Origin of the sequence: Cobetia sp. Dlab-2-AX (genome assembly GCF_024124625.1) — a bacterium.
Taxonomy (GTDB): domain Bacteria; phylum Pseudomonadota; class Gammaproteobacteria; order Pseudomonadales; family Halomonadaceae; genus Cobetia.
Genome location: NZ_JAMXRV010000005.1, coordinates 37,543 through 53,741, shown reverse-complemented (window position 1 = coordinate 53,741; position 16,199 = coordinate 37,543). Strand labels below are relative to the sequence as shown.

Genomic DNA, 16,199 nt, shown 5'->3' with positions numbered 1-16,199 from the left:
CGCGACAGGCTCAGCAGGCCACGAATCAGGGCAATGGCGCACAGACGTCGGCCCGCAGGAGATCAGCATGGCTCAGGACCCGCAGACCCCGATGGATGAAGAGCTTCAGCGTGCCGCTCGCGATGCCGAGCCGCAGCCGGAAACGCCGGAAGGTGAAGTGATCGACAACGTACTGGATGCCGACGATACCGGCGGCGAAGGCTCTCTGGTGGACAACCCGGAAGCCGAGATGCTGGCCGCCCAGGTCGAAGAGCTTGAGCAGGCCGTCAAGGAAGCCAAGGACCAGGCGCTGCGCGCGGCTGCCGATGCGCAGAACGCGCGCCGTCGTGCCGAGCAGGACGCCGAGAAGGCGCGCAAGTTCGCGCTGGAGAAGTTCGTCAAGGAAATGCTGCCGGTGGTGGATTCCCTCGAGAAGGCGCTGGAATCCATGTCGGGTGACGAAGCGGCCAAGACCCACGTCGAAGGCATCGAGATGACCTTGAAAATGCAGCTGGATGCCCTGAACAAGTCAGGCGTCGAGCAGCTGGATCCGCACGGCGAGCCCTTCGACCCGGAATACCATCAGGCTGTCGCCATGGTGCCGTCCCCGGACGCGGAGCCGAACAGCGTCATCGACGTGATGCAGAAGGGTTACACCCTCAATGGCCGCCTGGTGCGTCCGGCGATGGTGGCAGTCAGCAAGGCCTCCTGAGGCCTGCGCGCTCTCGACGCCCGATAGGCGTTGGATCGCGCCCTGTGGGGGCTCAGGGCGATCCGGCCCGGGAAAATTTGCCCGGCCGGGTCTTGAAACCCTGACACGCGACCCCATCTAGAGAAACAAGTTCAGGTACCGACACAAGGTGCCGACATCCAGACTTATCTTTCAGGCTAGCAATAGATTCGAGGTATACGATTATGGGACGCATCATCGGTATTGACTTGGGTACTACCAACTCCTGTGTGGCAGTGCTCGACGGCGAGAAAACCAAGGTCATCGAAAACGCTGAAGGCGGTCGCACCACACCGTCCATCATCGCTTACACCGACGACAGCGAGATTCTGGTCGGCCAGTCGGCCAAGCGTCAGGCAGTGACCAACCCGGAGAACACTCTCTTCGCGGTCAAGCGCCTGATCGGTCGCAAGTTCAAGGATGATGTGGTTCAGAAAGACATCAAAATGGTGCCGTACAAGATTGTCGAAGCCGACAACGGCGACGCCTGGGTGCAGGTGAAAGACAAGAAGATGGCGCCGCCGCAGATCAGTGCGGAAATCCTCAAGAAGATGAAGAAGACCGCGGAAGACTACCTCGGTGAAGAAGTCACCGAAGCCGTCATCACCGTGCCGGCCTACTTCAACGATTCCCAGCGTCAGGCGACCAAGGACGCCGGCCGCATCGCGGGTCTCGACGTCAAGCGCATCATCAACGAGCCGACTGCCGCAGCCCTCGCCTACGGCATGGACAAGTCCCGTGGTGACAAGACCATCGCGGTCTACGACCTGGGCGGCGGTACCTTCGATATCTCCATCATCGAAGTCGCCGACGTCGACGGTGAGACCCAGTTCGAAGTGCTCGCCACCAACGGCGACACCTTCCTGGGCGGTGAAGATTTCGACATGCACCTGATCAACTACCTGGTTGACCAGTTCAAGGCTGACAGTGGTATCGACCTGTCCGGCGACAACCTCGCCATGCAGCGTCTGAAGGAAGCCGCCGAGAAGGCCAAGATCGAACTGTCCAGCGCTCAGCAGACCGACGTGAACCTGCCGTACATCACGGCTGACAACACTGGTCCGAAGCACCTGAACGTCAAGGTGACTCGTTCCAAGCTCGAGTCTCTGGTCGACGACCTGGTCGCACGCTCCCTGAAGCCGTGCCAGACCGCGCTGTCCGACGCTGGCCTGTCCGCCTCCGAGATCGATGATGTCATCCTGGTCGGTGGTCAGACCCGCATGCCGCTGGTGCAGTCCAAGGTAGCCGAGTTCTTCGGCAAGGAAGCACGCAAGGACGTCAACCCGGATGAAGCGGTCGCTGTCGGTGCCGGTATCCAGGGCGGCGTGCTGGGCGGCGACGTCAAGGACGTGCTGCTGCTGGACGTGACGCCGCTGACCCTCGGTATCGAGACCATGGGTGGCGTGCTGACGCCGCTGATCGAGAAGAACACCACCATCCCGACCAAGAAGTCTCAGGTGTTCTCCACCGCTGAAGACAACCAGGGCGCGGTGACCATCCACGTCCTGCAGGGTGAGCGCAAGCAGGCCGCGCAGAACAAGTCTCTGGGTCGCTTCGACCTGGCCGACATTCCGCCGGCACCGCGTGGTGTGCCGCAGATCGAAGTTTCCTTCGACCTGGATGCCAACGGTATCCTGAACGTGTCCGCCAAGGACAAGGCGACCGGCAAGGAACAGTCCATCGTCATCAAGTCTTCCGGCGGCCTGTCCGACGACGAGATCGAGCAGATGGTGCGCGACGCGGAAGCCAACGCCGACGAAGACAAGAAGTTCGAGGAAATGGTCCAGCTGCGCAATCAGGCCGACGGCATGATTCACGCGACCAAGAAGACCCTGACCGAAGCCGGTGACAAGGCTGAAGCCAGCGAGAAGGAAGCCATCGAGACGGCGATCTCCGAGCTGGAAGAAGCCCTGAAAGGCGACGACAAGGATGCGATCCAGGCCAAGCTGGATGCACTGACCGAAGCGTCCGGCAACCTGGCGCAGAAGCTCTACGCCGAGCAGGGTGCCCAGGGTGAGCAGGCTGCCGACGGTCAGGCTGGCAAGAAGCAGGACGACGACGTGGTTGACGCCGAGTACGAGGAAGTCAACGACGACAAGAAGTCCTGAGGGATTTCTTGAACGACGTCTGATGACAGCGCGGGAGCCTCGTGAAGGCGTCCCGCGTTGTCGTTTGCATCGGTGGCGCCCTGCGCTAGCCGCGAGCCACCGGTGACAACCGGCATTCCAGAACAGACCGGCAGCCTCAGGCTGCCAGCAATCCAGGCGGACCTGATCCATGTCCAAGCGTGATTATTACGAAGTGCTTGGTGTCGAGCGTGGCGCCGACACCAAGGACATCAAGAAGGCGTACCGACGCCTGGCCCAGAAGCATCACCCGGACCGCAACCCGGATGATGAAACCTCGGCCGAGAAGTTCCGGGAAGTCTCTGAAGCCTACGAAGTGCTGTCCGATGCTGACAAGCGCGCCGCCTATGACCAGTTTGGTCATGCCGGTGTCGATGGTCAGGGCGGCGGCGGCTTCGGTGGCGGCGGCTTTGGCGGTGGTGGTGCCGGCGGCTTCGGCGATGTGTTCGGCGATGTCTTCGGTGACATCTTCGGTGGCGGCGGTGGTCGTCGCAACCCGAACGCTCCGCAGCGCGGCAGCGACCTGCGTTACAACCTGGATCTCGATCTGGAATCGGCGGTTGCCGGTACCACGGTCGACATCCGCGTGCCGCGTCTGGCGGCCTGTGACCACTGCGATGGCGATGGTGCTGAGCCGGGTTCCAGCAAGGAAACCTGCCCGACCTGCAACGGCATGGGTAAGGTGCGCATGCAGCAGGGCTTCTTCGCGGTCGAGCAGGCGTGTCCGACCTGCCACGGTCGTGGCGAGAAGATCAGCGTGCCGTGCCGCAAGTGTCACGGCGAAGGCCGCGTCCAGGAATCCAAGACCCTCTCGGTCAAGATTCCGCCGGGCGTCGACACCGGCGACCGCATCCGCCTGAACGGCGAAGGCGAAGGCGGTGTCAACGGCGGGCCGTCAGGCGATCTATATGTGCAGGTCAACCTGCGCGAGCACGAGATCTTCAAGCGCGATGGTCGTCACCTGCAGTGTGAAGTGCCGATCAGCTTCGTCGATGCGGCGCTGGGTGGTGAGCTTAACGTGCCGACCCTCGACGGACGTGTCGTGCTGAAGATTCCGGCCGAGACCCAGACCGGCAAGCTGTTCCGTCTGCGCGGCAAGGGCGTCAAGCCGGTGCGCGGCGGCCCCGCGGGGGACCTGCTGTGCAAGGTGGTCATCGAGACCCCGGTCAGCCTGAATGAAGAGCAGAAGGAGCTGCTGCGTCAGTTCCAGCAGAGCCTTGGTGATACCGGCAAGAGCCATTCGCCGAAGGAGAACAGCTTCTTCGATGGCGTGAAGAAGTTCTTCGAAGACATGAAGCCCTAGGCATTCGCCTTGCCGTCCGCGGGCCAGCTCCATGGATGGCCTTCATGCCAGAGAGCCCCGCACTCGACTTGTCGAGTGCGGGGCTCTCGCGTTTCAGGCTCGGTGGCTCAGCCAGGCAATTCAGCCCAGTAACACAGCCCGGGGCATGGCTATTGCGGCGCTGATTCAGCCGTGAAGGCTTCTGGTTCGATGACCGCAAAGCAGCTCAGCAGCGTGGTCTGGAAGCTGCTGAAGTTGTCATCCGAGATCATCAGGAAGCGATTGCCTTCCAGATGCGTCAGCCCTTCGAAGTTGTCCAGCGACCAGCCATCGCCGCTCGACAGGCGTGCCAGGGTACGCACCTCGACCTGGGTGCCGGGCTCGCCGAGATGCGCGCGGCGCAGACTGATCACCAGCGGGAAGGGCGGTGAGAAGGCGCGCTCCAGCATCAGCATGTCACCGTCGGGCAGCATCTCCATCGCGGTCAGGCTCGAACCGGTATCGCTGGCCAGCGGGTAGCTCCACTCGTGCTTGTCGTCGAGGCTGAAGATGCGCGTCATGCCCTCGCTCATGCCCTCGGGCGTGGCTTCCAGCCCGGCGAGCATGCCGTATTGCGGGTGCAGGGTCAGGGCCTCCATGCCGTTGTTGGGCGCCGCGCCACGCGCGCCCATCGGAGTGAAGGGCTCGCTGACGGCCAGGCCGCTGGGCAGGAAGTGTTCGACACGTGGCTGCTGCTCGAAGCTGATCACCAGGCGGGAATCGCCGCGGCGGTCATTGTTCGCGCGCAGCAGCTGCAGGCCCTCGGCATCACTGAGGGCGCCGCGCAGCGAGACATCGGTCTCGTCGCGGAGGGTATAGGTATTGAGCGCCTTGGCCCCGACCAGCTCGCCATGGCGGAAGGCGAGCCGCAGGCGATGCAGCCAGCCGCGGTCCGACACGGCATACAGCAGTGACTCGTCCTGGTCCCAGCCGATGTCCGACAGGCCACCGACGGGAGTGTCATCCAGCCATTTGCCCGGCAGTCTGAGCGTGCCGCACCACTGGATTTCCGGAAACTCGCTCTTCTGTTCTGGCGATGCCAGCGTGTAGGGGCGCGGGTGAACGCCGCAGGCGCTCAACAGGCCGGCGAGCGCCGCGGTGACAGTGAGGGTCTGGAACAGGCGCCAGCGGCGCGAGGCGAAGAATTGGCGTGCAGGCATGCTGACTCCGGAGACTGAGCGGTGATGAGAAAATGACGATCAACAGGAGACAACCCGGTACGAGGCTACTCTAGCGCGTAACCGGCACAAATACATGACGTCAGCCAACGCTGCAGGCGGCTGATATACTCGTGGGCACAGCATAGGTGACACGCTCGGGGCATTCTCGTGGTCTGTCACCCTCAAGACCCACAACAGGCAGGAGTCAGCATGACCCGTATCGCAATCATGGGCGTCGCCGGACGCATGGGACGCACGTTGGTCGAGGCCGTCGGTGCAGTGGAAGGTCTGACGCTGGCGGCGGGCATCGTCGAATCCGGCAGCTCCTTGGCGGGCGTCGACATCGGTGAGCTGGCCGGTCAGGGTCGTCTGGGCGTGGTCGCCAGCGACAGTCTGGCTGCCGTGGTGGATGACTTCGATGTGGTGATCGACTTCACCGCACCGCAGGTGACACTGGCCAACCTGGCGCTGTGCGCCGAGCACGGCAAGCGCATGGTGATCGGCACGACCGGTTTCACGCCGGAGCAGCTCGAGCAGCTGGATGGCTACCGTGACAGCGTGCCCTTCGTGTTCGCGGCCAACATGAGTTCCGGCGTCAACCTGACCCTCAAGCTGCTGGAGACCGCCGCGCGTGCCCTGGGCGATGCCGGCTATGACATCGAGATCATCGAGGCGCACCACCGTCACAAGGTCGACGCCCCGTCCGGCACGGCGCTGGCGATGGGCGAGGCCGTGGCACATTCCATCGGGCGTGATCTCGCCACCCATGGTGTCTTCGTGCGTGAAGGCCAGTGTGGCCCGCGTACCGACAAGGAAATCGGCTTCGCTACCGTGCGTGCCGGTGACATCGTCGGCGAGCACACCGTGATGTTCGCCACCGAAGGCGAGCGCATCGAGATCACCCACAAGGCGTCGAGCCGCATGACCTTCGCCAAGGGTGCGGCACGCGCGGCCGAATGGCTGTCAGGGCGTGAAGTCGGCCGCTATGACATGCAGGATGTGCTGGGGCTCAAGTGAGCGAAGTGGGGAGCAAAGGGGTAAGCGGAATGCAGAGCGAAGCGCTGAGATGACAGGCTGGCGACATTCAGGAGCATTTCTTGAAAGCTGTCTCGGTGGGCAGGATGCGGCGCAAGTGTGAGCCATTGGGGCCGCCTTGTGCCGCTGGACTGCCTCGCTTTGCAAGTGGTGTGCAGTGTCCTGGCTCGGCCAAGGGTTTCGTCAAGCTGACCGCAGCGACGAAACGGCCGTATCGTGGGCCTTGTCGCCTGCTGACGGGGCATGCGCGGGGTGGTCAGCACCCGAGGATTCCGGTAATCTCTACCCAATTTGGCCACGTTCTTGGCCGCCCTATTGGTTGCCGTCTTGGCAGCGCTCGGGCCAGCAGCATTCCGAAGAATGATAACAAGCGGGATGAAACCTGATTTTTCGGTTTCGTCCCGCTTTTTTGCAACCTGAATTTGCCGCTTCTGGCGCGCGTCTGTCCAGTGACAGGCGCCTGGCAGAAGTCGGCAGCGGGACACAGGCTTGGCGAATGCCGAGCACGATAATCAAGCAGCATGTCCGGTGTTCGACCGCGGATTCCGGGCAGGAAAGTGGACACTATGGGGAGGACGTTGCGTTGATCAAACCCGCGATACTGGCCTTGGAAGACGGCAGTGTATTTCACGGCAGCGCCATCGGCGCTGATGGGCAGACCAGCGGCGAGGTGGTGTTCAACACTGCCATGACCGGCTACCAGGAAATCCTGACCGATCCCTCCTACACCCGACAGATCGTCACTCTGACGTATCCGCACATCGGCAATACCGGCATCAACGACGAGGACACCGAGTCCGACAGCGTCGCAGCCGCCGGCCTGGTCATCCGCGACCTCCCGCTGCTGGCCAGCAACTTCCGCTCCACTCGCTCCCTCGATCAGTACCTGCGCGACGAGAATGTCGTCGGCATCGCTGATATCGACACGCGTCGCCTGACACGCATCCTGCGCGAGAAGGGCTCCCTGAACGGTGCCATCCTCGCCGGTGAAGATGCCCGGGGTGATGATGCCGTCGAACGCGCGCTGGAAGCGGCACGCGCCTTCCCGGGTCTGAAGGGCATGGACCTGGCCAAGGAAGCCTCCTGCAGCGCGCAGTTCGAGTGGCACGAAGGCGAATGGACACTGGGCGAAGGCTACGCCGATACCCGTGAGTCCGAACGCCCCTTCCACGTGGTCGCCTACGACTACGGCGTCAAGCACAACATCCTGCGCATGCTGGCCTCCCGCGGCTGCCGCCTGACCGTCGTGCCGGCGCAGACGCCTGCCGCTGAGGTGCTGGCGCTCAATCCGGATGGCATCTTCCTGTCCAACGGCCCGGGTGACCCCGAGCCCTGCGACTACGCCATCACGGCGATTCGTGAAGTGCTCGAGACCGACACGCCGGTCTTCGGCATCTGTCTGGGCCACCAGCTGCTGGCACTGGCCTCCGGCGCGACTACGGTCAAGATGGGCCACGGTCACCACGGTGCGAACCACCCGGTGCAGGACCTCGACAGCGGTGTGGTGATGATCACCAGCCAGAACCACGGCTTCGCAGTGGATGAAGCGGGCATGCCCAGCAACCTGCGCGCGACCCACAAGTCGCTGTTTGACGGTAGCCTGCAGGGCATCGAGCGCACCGACCGCCCGGCCTTCAGCTTCCAGGGGCACCCGGAAGCCAGTCCCGGCCCGCAGGACGTCGCCCCGCTGTTCGATCGTTTCATCGAGATGATGCGCGCGCGACGCTGAGCCGAGCGCAGGCCCGAGGGCCTGATCCATCGTTGAGTTCAGTCACCAGATCATTGCGGGAAGAGACATGCCTAAACGTACAGACCTGAAAAGCATCCTGATCATCGGCGCCGGCCCCATCGTCATCGGCCAGGCGTGCGAGTTCGACTATTCCGGCGCACAGGCCTGCAAGGCCCTGCGTGAAGAGGGTTACCGGGTCATCCTGGTCAACTCCAACCCGGCAACCATCATGACCGACCCGGTGATGGCCGATGCGACCTACATCGAGCCGATCACCTGGGAAGCCGTGGCGCGCATCATCGAGAAGGAACGCCCGGATGCTGTCCTGCCGACCATGGGCGGCCAGACCGCGCTGAACTGTGCACTGGCACTGGAGCGCGAAGGCGTGCTCGAGCAGTACGGCGTCGAGATGATCGGTGCCAACGCCGACACCATCGACAAGGCCGAAGACCGTGATCGCTTCGACAAGGCGATGAAGAAGATCGGTCTGGCGTGCCCGAAGGCCAAGGTCGCGCACTCCATGGAAGAAGCCTGGGAAATCCAGGCCGAGCTGGGCTTCCCGTCCATCATCCGCCCCAGCTTCACCATGGGCGGCTCCGGCGGCGGCGTGGCGTACAACCGTGAAGAATTCGAAGAGATCTGCCATCGCGGCTTCGAGCTGTCGCCGACCCACGAGCTGTTGATCGACGAGTCGCTGCTGGGCTGGAAGGAGTACGAGATGGAGGTCGTTCGTGACAAGAACGACAACTGCATCATCGTCTGCGCCATCGAGAACTTCGACCCGATGGGTGTGCACACAGGTGACTCCATCACCGTCGCCCCGGCCCAGACTCTGACCGACAAGGAATACCAGCTGATGCGTGATGCGTCGCTGGCCGTTCTGCGCGAGATCGGCGTCGAGACCGGCGGCTCCAACGTCCAGTTCGGCATCTGCCCGGACACTGGCCGCATGGTCGTGATCGAGATGAACCCGCGCGTGTCGCGTTCCTCGGCACTGGCTTCCAAGGCGACCGGCTTCCCGATCGCCAAGATCGCCGCCAAGCTGGCCGTCGGCTACACCTTGGATGAGCTGCAGAACGACATCACCGGTGGCAAGACACCGGCGTCATTCGAGCCGTCCATCGATTACGTCGTCACCAAGATTCCGCGCTTCACCTTCGAGAAATTCCCGCAGGCCAATGACCGCCTGACCACGCAGATGAAGTCGGTCGGCGAAGTCATGGCCATCGGCCGTACCTTCCAGGAATCCCTGCAGAAGGCGCTGCGTGGCATGGAGACCGGCGTTGACGGTCTCGATCCGATCGTCGAGAACTTCAGCGACGAGAACATGGCGCGCATCAAGGGCGAGCTGCAGGCCGCTGGTGCCGAGCGTATCTTCTACATCGCCGATGCCATGCGTGCCGGCCTCGATATCGAAGAGATCTTCCGTCTCACCAACATCGACCGCTGGTACCTGGTGCAGCTGGCCGACCTGATCGCTCAGGAAGGCGCAGTGGCCGCAAGCTCGCTGGGCGAGATGGACGCCGATCGTCTGTTCCGCCTCAAGCGCAAGGGCTTCAGCGATGCGCGCCTGGCGCGTCTGATGGGCGTGTCCGAGAAGGCCTTCCGCAAGCACCGTCAGAAGCAGGGCATCCGTCCGGTTTACAAGCGTGTCGACACCTGTGCCGCCGAATTCGCGTCCGACACCGCCTACATGTACTCCACCTATGAGGAAGAGTGCGAGGCGGAAGTCAGCGACAAGAAGAAGATCATGGTGCTGGGTGGCGGGCCGAACCGTATCGGTCAGGGTATCGAGTTCGACTACTGCTGTGTCCACGCCTCCCTCGCCATGCGTGCGGACGGCTACGAGACCATCATGGTCAACTGCAATCCGGAAACGGTTTCGACCGACTATGACACTTCCGATCGCCTCTACTTCGAGCCGGTCACCCTGGAAGACGTGCTGGAGATCGCCGACAAGGAGCAGCCGGTCGGTGTCATCGTCCAGTTCGGTGGTCAGACGCCGCTGAAGCTGGCGCGCGAGCTCGAAGCCGCCGGTGTGCCGATCATCGGTACCACGCCGGACGCCATCGACCGCGCCGAAGACCGCGAGCGTTTCCAGCAGATGATCGAGAAGCTCGGTCTGATCCAGCCGGATAACGCCACCGCGCGCAGCTTCGAGGAAGCCTTCGTCAAGGCCGAGGTCATCGGTTATCCGCTGGTGGTGCGCCCGAGCTACGTGCTGGGTGGCCGCGCGATGGAAATCGTCTACTCCGCCGCCGAGCTCGAGAACTACATGACCCACGCGGTCAAGGTCTCCAATGACTCGCCGGTGCTGCTGGACCACTTCCTGAACGCGGCCATCGAAGTCGACATCGATGCGGTGTCCGACGGCAAGCAGGTCGTGATCGGCGCCATCATGCAGCACATCGAGCAGGCCGGTATCCACTCCGGTGACTCCGCGTGCGCCCTGCCGCCGTACTCGCTGCCGGCAGACGTCCAGGAAGAGATGCGCGAGCAGGTCAAGCGCATGGCACTGGAACTCAACGTCGTCGGCCTGATGAACGTGCAGCTGGCCTGGCAGGATGGCGTGATCTACGTCATCGAGGTCAATCCGCGCGCTTCACGTACCGTGCCGTTCGTCTCCAAGTGCATCGGCCAGTCGCTGGCGCAGATCGCCGCACGCTGCATGGCTGGCCAGACCCTGGAAGAGATCGGTTTCACCCAGGAAATCGTGCCGACCTTCTACAGTGTGAAGGAAGCGGTGCTGCCGTTCGCCAAGTTCCCGGGGGTCGACCCGATCCTGTCGCCGGAAATGAAGTCCACCGGCGAAGTGATGGGCTCTGGCGATACCTTCGCGGAAGCCTTCTACAAGGCGCAGCTGGGTGCCGGTGAAGCCATCCCGACCCTGACTGGTGATCGCAAGGCCTTCCTGTCCGTGCGTGAGTTCGACAAGGCGGGCGTTATCGAGGTGGCCCGCTCTCTGGTAGCATTAGGCTTTACGCTTTGTGCTACCCGTGGCACGGCAGAGGTGATCGCCGCTGCCGGCCTCGAGGTTGAACCCGTCAACAAGGTGTTCGAAGGGCGGCCGCATATCGCCGACATGATCAAGAACGGCGAGATCGCCTATATCGTCAACACCACAGAGGGACGTCAGGCCATCAATGACTCGTCCGTGATCCGTCGCACGGCGCTGGCGCACAAGGTGCCCTACGCCACGACGCTGGCGGGTGCCAATGCCGTGTGCATGGCGCTTGCCTACGGCAACGACGTCAAGGTCCGTCGTCTCCAGGATCTGCATGCAGGAGTCATGATATGAGTAGAAGTCCGATGACCGTCGAAGGCGAAGACCGCCTTCGCAAGGAGCTCGAGCACCTAAAGGGCACTGAGCGTCCCCGGGTCATCGCTGACATCGCGGAAGCTCGTGAGCACGGCGATCTCAAGGAGAATGCCGAGTACCACGCCGCGCGTGAACAGCAGGGTTTCATCGAGGGGCGTATCCAGGAGATCGAGTCCAAGCTCTCCATGTCCCAGGTGATCGACGTCACCAAGTTGCCGAAGACCGGCAAGGTGATCTTCGGCACCACGGTCGACCTGATGAACCTCGATGACGATAGCGAAGTGCGCTACCGCATCGTTGGCGAAGATGAAGCCAGCATCAAGGACGGCAAGATTTCCGTCACCTCTCCGATCGCGCGTGCGCTGATCGGCAAGGAAGAAGGGGATGTCGTGGTCGTGCGTACCCCGGGTGGCGATGTGGAGTATGAAATCTCCGAAGTGCATCACATCTGACGCCCTGCGCATCTGAGCTATCAGATGCCGAGGCCCTGATGGCCCTGCCGGTGATGCCGGCAGGGCCATTCTCGTTCTGCAGCTTCTTCTGCAAATCAGGTCGCGTTGGACAAGGCGGGAAACGACAACGCCGCCCTCGATGAGGGCGGCGTTGTCGTGTCGAGACGAGCGCAGAGGCTCGCCTCGTCAGGCCGGGCGGCAGATCACTGCTCGCTGAAGCGCTGTACGTTGGAGAGCTTCGGTTTGGCCTGGGGGTTGCGGCGGTAGAGCAAGGCGATCTTGCCGATGCTCTGGATCAGGGTCGCGCCGGTTTCGCTGCACAGGTGGCGAGCCACTTCGCCGCGCGCTTCGCGATCGTTGATCGCCAGCTTCAGCTTGATCAGTTCGTGATCGTGCAGTGCGCGCTCCAGTTCCGTCACGACGCCTTCGGAAAGGCCGTTTTCCGAGACGGTGACGATCGGGTCAAGATGGTGCCCGATGCTGCGAAATGCTTTCTTTTGTGACTGTGACAAGCTCATGGTATCGTAAAGTTTCCCTGTTGGCGTCCGATGGGAGCGGGGAGCGTAGCGAAAGACAGGGTCGACTCCAGGGCTTGAAATCCAGGGGTGTGAACCCGTCTGTTGCGCAGGCAATGTCTGTGCCCGCGGGCGGAACCGCGCGCAGGACCCGCCATTCTACTCCATGACGACGCTCATGACACGACCCGTGCGTAAGCTTGCCACGCCTTTCGTGTCGTCGTTATTCCCCGCGCTATCTCCCGCCAGTATTCGATTTTCCTCGACATTCCAGGTGACAACGTGGCTCACCCCAGCAAGAGCAGTGCTGGCTGGATGAAGGAACACTTTGATGACGCCTATGTCCAGCGCAGCTGGGCAGATGGTTATCGTTCCCGTGCCAGCTACAAACTGATTGAAATCGATGACAAGGACCGCCTGCTCAAGCCGGGCGCCACCGTCATCGACCTTGGCGCAGCCCCCGGCGGCTGGAGCCAGATCGCCGCGGACCGCGTCGGCATGGAAGGCGTGGTCATCGCCTCCGACATTCTCGAGATGGACGCCCTGGCCGGTGTCGACTTCATTCAGGGCGACTTCACCGAAGAGGCCGTGCTGAACCAGATTCTGGCCACCCTGGGTGACCGCCCGGTGGACCTCGTGATCTCCGACATGGCGCCCAACATGAGCGGCATGAGCGCGATCGATCAGCCTGCCGGCATGTACCTGGTCGAGCTGGCGCTGGATCTGGCGCGCCAGACTCTCAAGCCGGGCGGCAATTTCTTGGTCAAGGTCTTCCAGGGTGAGGGCTTCGATGCCTACCTGAAGGACATGCGCGGCAGCTTCAAGAAGGTCGTGACCCGCAAGCCGGAAGCATCACGTGCACGGTCACGCGAAGTCTATCTGCTGGGGCAGGGCTTCAAGGGTTGACGGTAAGTGTCCTTGCCCGGCGCTGCATGCGGCAGGTATCGGCTCGCGGTGGCGAGATTTCCACGTTGCTGGTCGCATGCTTCATCGCGGGTTAAGGCGAGCCATGCGATGCTCGTCCAGACTGGCGTCAATATGTTCGGACGAATCGCAGGCGCTGGCTGATGCAGGCTGTCTATCGGCGCAATAGTCCATTGTCGGGCTTTAAGCAATGGTTGCCAGCCCCCATCTGGTGTAGTGTCGATATCATTGGGTCTTGAGTACGATGGGCCAGTGACAGTTCGGTGGGTTTCAATGCCTTACCGATGCTGGCAGGCAGGTAGCACAATGCACGGCAAGCTTTGAGTGACTCGGTAGGGCAAAGTGGCGCGTTGCGCTGACTTGATACCCCGCAGGCACGATCAGATAGCATGGCAGGCCACCACAAGACGGCAGTCGGAGTATTCACGGCATGCCAAGACAGATTCATGCAATGAGGGTGTCCCCTTGAACGACATGGCGAAGAACCTGATTCTCTGGTTGATCATCGCAGCAGTGCTGCTGACGGTGTTCAACAACTTCAGCGTCGATACCTCGCCGCAGGCGATGAACTATTCACAGTTCGTCCAGCAGGTGCAGAACGACCGGATCAAGAGTGTGACCATCGATGGTTACACCATTGAGGGGGAGCGGACCGATGGCTCCAGCTTCACCACCATCCGGCCGGCGGCGTCCGATCCCAAGCTGATGGATGACCTGCTTGCCAACAAGGTGGAGGTCATCGGCAAGAAGCCTGAGCAGCAGTCGCTGTGGACACGCCTGTTGATTGCCAGCTTCCCGATTCTGATCATTCTGGCCATCTTCATGTTCTTCATGCGCCAGATGCAGGGGGGCGGTGCCGGCAAGGGTGGTCCGATGAGCTTCGGCAAGTCCAAGGCCAAGCTGCTGAGCCAGGATCAGATCAAGACCACCTTCACTGACGTGGCGGGCTGTGACGAGGCCAAGGAAGAAGTCGAGGAGCTCGTCGACTTCCTCAAGGACCCCAGCAAGTTCCAGCGTCTTGGTGGTCAGATTCCACGTGGTGTCCTGATGGTAGGCCCGCCGGGTACCGGCAAGACTCTGCTCGCCAAGGCGATCGCCGGTGAAGCCAAGGTGCCGTTCTTCAGCATATCCGGTTCTGACTTCGTCGAGATGTTCGTCGGTGTCGGTGCCTCCCGTGTGCGTGATATGTTCGAGCAGGCCAAGAAGCAGGCGCCGTGCATCATCTTCATCGATGAGATTGACGCCGTCGGCCGTCACCGTGGTTCCGGCATGGGCGGTGGTCACGATGAGCGTGAGCAGACGCTGAACCAGCTGCTGGTCGAGATGGATGGCTTCGAGGCGAACGACGGCATCATCGTCATCGCCGCGACCAACCGTCCTGACGTGCTTGACCCCGCGTTGCTGCGTCCGGGCCGCTTCGACCGGCAGGTAACCGTCGCTTTGCCGGACATCCGTGGCCGCGAGCACATCCTCGGTGTTCATCTGCGCAAGGTGCCGATGGGCGATGATGTCGTGCCGGGCAACATTGCACGCGGTACCCCGGGCTTCTCCGGTGCGGATTTGGCCAATCTGGTCAATGAAGCCGCCCTGTTCGCCGCGCGTCGCAACAAGCGTCTGGTCGGCATGGAAGAGCTGGAGCTGGCCAAGGACAAGATCATGATGGGCGCTGAGCGCAAATCGATGGTCATGTCCGAGAAGGAGAAGCGCAACACGGCCTATCACGAGTCTGGCCACGCCATCATCGGCCTGGTGATGCCAGAGCATGATCCGGTCTACAAGGTGTCAATCATCCCGCGCGGCCGTGCGCTGGGTGTGACGATGTTCCTGCCGGAAGAGGATCGCTACAGCTACTCGCGTCAGCAGATCATCAGTCAGATCTGCTCGCTGTTCGGCGGTCGTATCGCCGAAGAGATGACGCTGGGCCCGAACGGTGTCACCACCGGCGCCTCCAATGACATCAAGCGTGCTACTGAACTTGCCCACAACATGGTCGCCAAGTGGGGGCTCTCCAGCGAGATGGGGCCGATCATGTACGATGAGGACGAGTCCCATCAGTTCCTCGGTGGCCCGGGGCAGGGTGGCGGCAAGCTGAAGTCTGGTGACACCACCTCGCGTCTCGACAAGGAAGTGCGTCGTATCATCGATGAGTGCTACGCCAAGGCGCAGCAGATCCTGGAAGAGAATCGCGACAAGCTGGATGCGATGACCGAAGCGCTGATGACCTACGAGACCATCGATGCCGAGCAGCTGGCGGATATCATGGCCGGCCGCACGCCGCGTCCGCCGAAGGACTGGGGGGGCCCGGCGAGCGGCGGTGATGGTGGCCTGGTGGCCCCGGTCGCCGACACTCCGAAGGCGGAAGCGCCGGAAGCTCCCAAGGCGGATGATGACACTGATGGCGGTGAAGATGACGACAGCAATCGCCGTCACCCGTCTGATCCGCTGGGGGGGCCGAGCGGTCATTGATCTAGGCATAAGGGGCTCCCGATATCGCATGTGATGTTTGAGCCTTTGAAAGAAAAACGCCCGACTGGCTTGCCAGTCGGGCGTTTTCTTGTCTGCAGCAGTGGTGGTCTGTGCCGCTGCAGCAATGACGCTGGTGAAGTTAAGGTGCTGCTGATGAGTGGCCTACGCCGTTGCGTGATGACGCCGACTCATGTCTCTGCACGGGCATTGTCAGCGCCATGTTGAGCGCGGGATGAAAGGTCTGGGCCAATGGCGTTGCCATCTTCTGACGCCCCGTGTGGCGGCCGTTCCACGCCTTGCGCGCCATGGGCTAGCTCTTTAAAGTGGTGCGCAATCATTTCTGACTGGGCTGCGAAGCCCCCTTCGCGCCTCTCTCGCCTGCATGGAATGCCATGACGAATTCTGCCTTGAGTGCGCCTCTCGAACCTCGAGTGGGCCATCTG

11 protein-coding genes are annotated in these 16,199 nt (G+C 62.3%); 9 read left to right on the top strand and 2 right to left on the bottom strand.

All coding sequences use genetic code 11. From position 1 onward, the window contains the following. Positions 1-67: 67 nt before the first annotated feature. From grpE to dnaJ, 3 genes are all read left to right on the top strand, one after another. A complete protein-coding gene (gene grpE / locus NH396_RS09840) occupies positions 68-691 on the top strand; it encodes a nucleotide exchange factor GrpE (protein WP_253063291.1) in 624 nt (207 codons plus the stop codon). A gap of 203 nt (positions 692-894) precedes the next feature. Continuing rightward, the gene (gene dnaK / locus NH396_RS09835; protein ID WP_176675919.1) at positions 895-2,817 is read left to right on the top strand and encodes a molecular chaperone DnaK; all 1,923 of its coding nucleotides are present in this window, start codon (positions 895-897) and stop codon (positions 2,815-2,817) included. A gap of 169 nt (positions 2,818-2,986) precedes the next feature. Beyond that, the gene (gene dnaJ / locus NH396_RS09830) at positions 2,987-4,138 is read left to right on the top strand and encodes a molecular chaperone DnaJ (protein WP_175089033.1); all 1,152 of its coding nucleotides are present in this window, start codon (positions 2,987-2,989) and stop codon (positions 4,136-4,138) included. Positions 4,139-4,287: 149 nt separating this feature from the next. Here dnaJ and NH396_RS09825 read toward each other — a convergent pair whose 3' ends face one another. Continuing rightward, entirely contained in the window at positions 4,288-5,316 is a 1,029-nt protein-coding gene (locus NH396_RS09825) for an esterase-like activity of phytase family protein (RefSeq protein WP_253063284.1), read from the bottom strand. 210 nt (positions 5,317-5,526) lie between these two features. On the opposite strand from NH396_RS09825, the gene dapB reads away from it, so the two are divergent. From dapB to greA, 4 genes are all read left to right on the top strand, one after another. After that, complete coding sequence (dapB, locus tag NH396_RS09820) at positions 5,527-6,333, top strand: 4-hydroxy-tetrahydrodipicolinate reductase (RefSeq protein WP_253063281.1); 807 nt, start codon at positions 5,527-5,529, stop codon at positions 6,331-6,333. A 601-nt stretch (positions 6,334-6,934) separates the two neighbouring features. Beyond that, positions 6,935-8,080 carry a glutamine-hydrolyzing carbamoyl-phosphate synthase small subunit gene (gene carA / locus NH396_RS09815; protein WP_253063279.1) on the top strand — a complete coding sequence of 382 codons (1,146 nt, stop codon included), beginning with the start codon at positions 6,935-6,937 and terminating at the stop codon, positions 8,078-8,080. Positions 8,081-8,147: 67 nt separating this feature from the next. After that, a complete protein-coding gene (gene carB, locus NH396_RS09810; protein ID WP_253063269.1) occupies positions 8,148-11,378 on the top strand; it encodes a carbamoyl-phosphate synthase large subunit in 3,231 nt (1,076 codons plus the stop codon). Next, positions 11,375-11,851, top strand: a complete 477-nt coding sequence (greA, locus tag NH396_RS09805; protein ID WP_043333374.1) for a transcription elongation factor GreA — start codon at positions 11,375-11,377, stop codon at positions 11,849-11,851. Before carB ends, greA begins: the two co-directional genes overlap by 4 nt. 203 nt (positions 11,852-12,054) lie before the next feature. Here greA and yhbY read toward each other — a convergent pair whose 3' ends face one another. Beyond that, a complete protein-coding gene (yhbY, locus tag NH396_RS09800; protein ID WP_176675924.1) occupies positions 12,055-12,369 on the bottom strand; it encodes a ribosome assembly RNA-binding protein YhbY in 315 nt (104 codons plus the stop codon). A gap of 279 nt (positions 12,370-12,648) precedes the next feature. Between yhbY and rlmE the strand changes: the two genes are divergently transcribed. Together rlmE and ftsH are read left to right on the top strand one after the other, a co-directional pair. After that, on the top strand, positions 12,649-13,272 hold the full coding sequence (rlmE, locus tag NH396_RS09795) for a 23S rRNA (uridine(2552)-2'-O)-methyltransferase RlmE (RefSeq protein WP_225347478.1): 624 nt from the start codon (positions 12,649-12,651) through the stop codon (positions 13,270-13,272). Positions 13,273-13,755: 483 nt separating this feature from the next. Next, complete coding sequence (ftsH, locus tag NH396_RS09790) at positions 13,756-15,756, top strand: ATP-dependent zinc metalloprotease FtsH (protein WP_176675926.1); 2,001 nt, start codon at positions 13,756-13,758, stop codon at positions 15,754-15,756. Positions 15,757-16,199: the final 443 nt, after the last annotated feature.

Coding starts and splice junctions, on each gene's coding strand:
- grpE (WP_253063291.1), top strand. CDS start 68: ATGGCTCAGGACCCGCAGACCCCGATGGATGAAGAGCTTCAGCGTGCC.
- dnaK (WP_176675919.1), top strand. CDS start 895: ATGGGACGCATCATCGGTATTGACTTGGGTACTACCAACTCCTGTGTG.
- dnaJ (WP_175089033.1), top strand. CDS start 2,987: ATGTCCAAGCGTGATTATTACGAAGTGCTTGGTGTCGAGCGTGGCGCC.
- NH396_RS09825 (WP_253063284.1), bottom strand. CDS start 5,316: ATGCCTGCACGCCAATTCTTCGCCTCGCGCCGCTGGCGCCTGTTCCAG.
- dapB (WP_253063281.1), top strand. CDS start 5,527: ATGACCCGTATCGCAATCATGGGCGTCGCCGGACGCATGGGACGCACG.
- carB (WP_253063269.1), top strand. CDS start 8,148: ATGCCTAAACGTACAGACCTGAAAAGCATCCTGATCATCGGCGCCGGC.
- greA (WP_043333374.1), top strand. CDS start 11,375: ATGAGTAGAAGTCCGATGACCGTCGAAGGCGAAGACCGCCTTCGCAAG.
- yhbY (WP_176675924.1), bottom strand. CDS start 12,369: ATGAGCTTGTCACAGTCACAAAAGAAAGCATTTCGCAGCATCGGGCAC.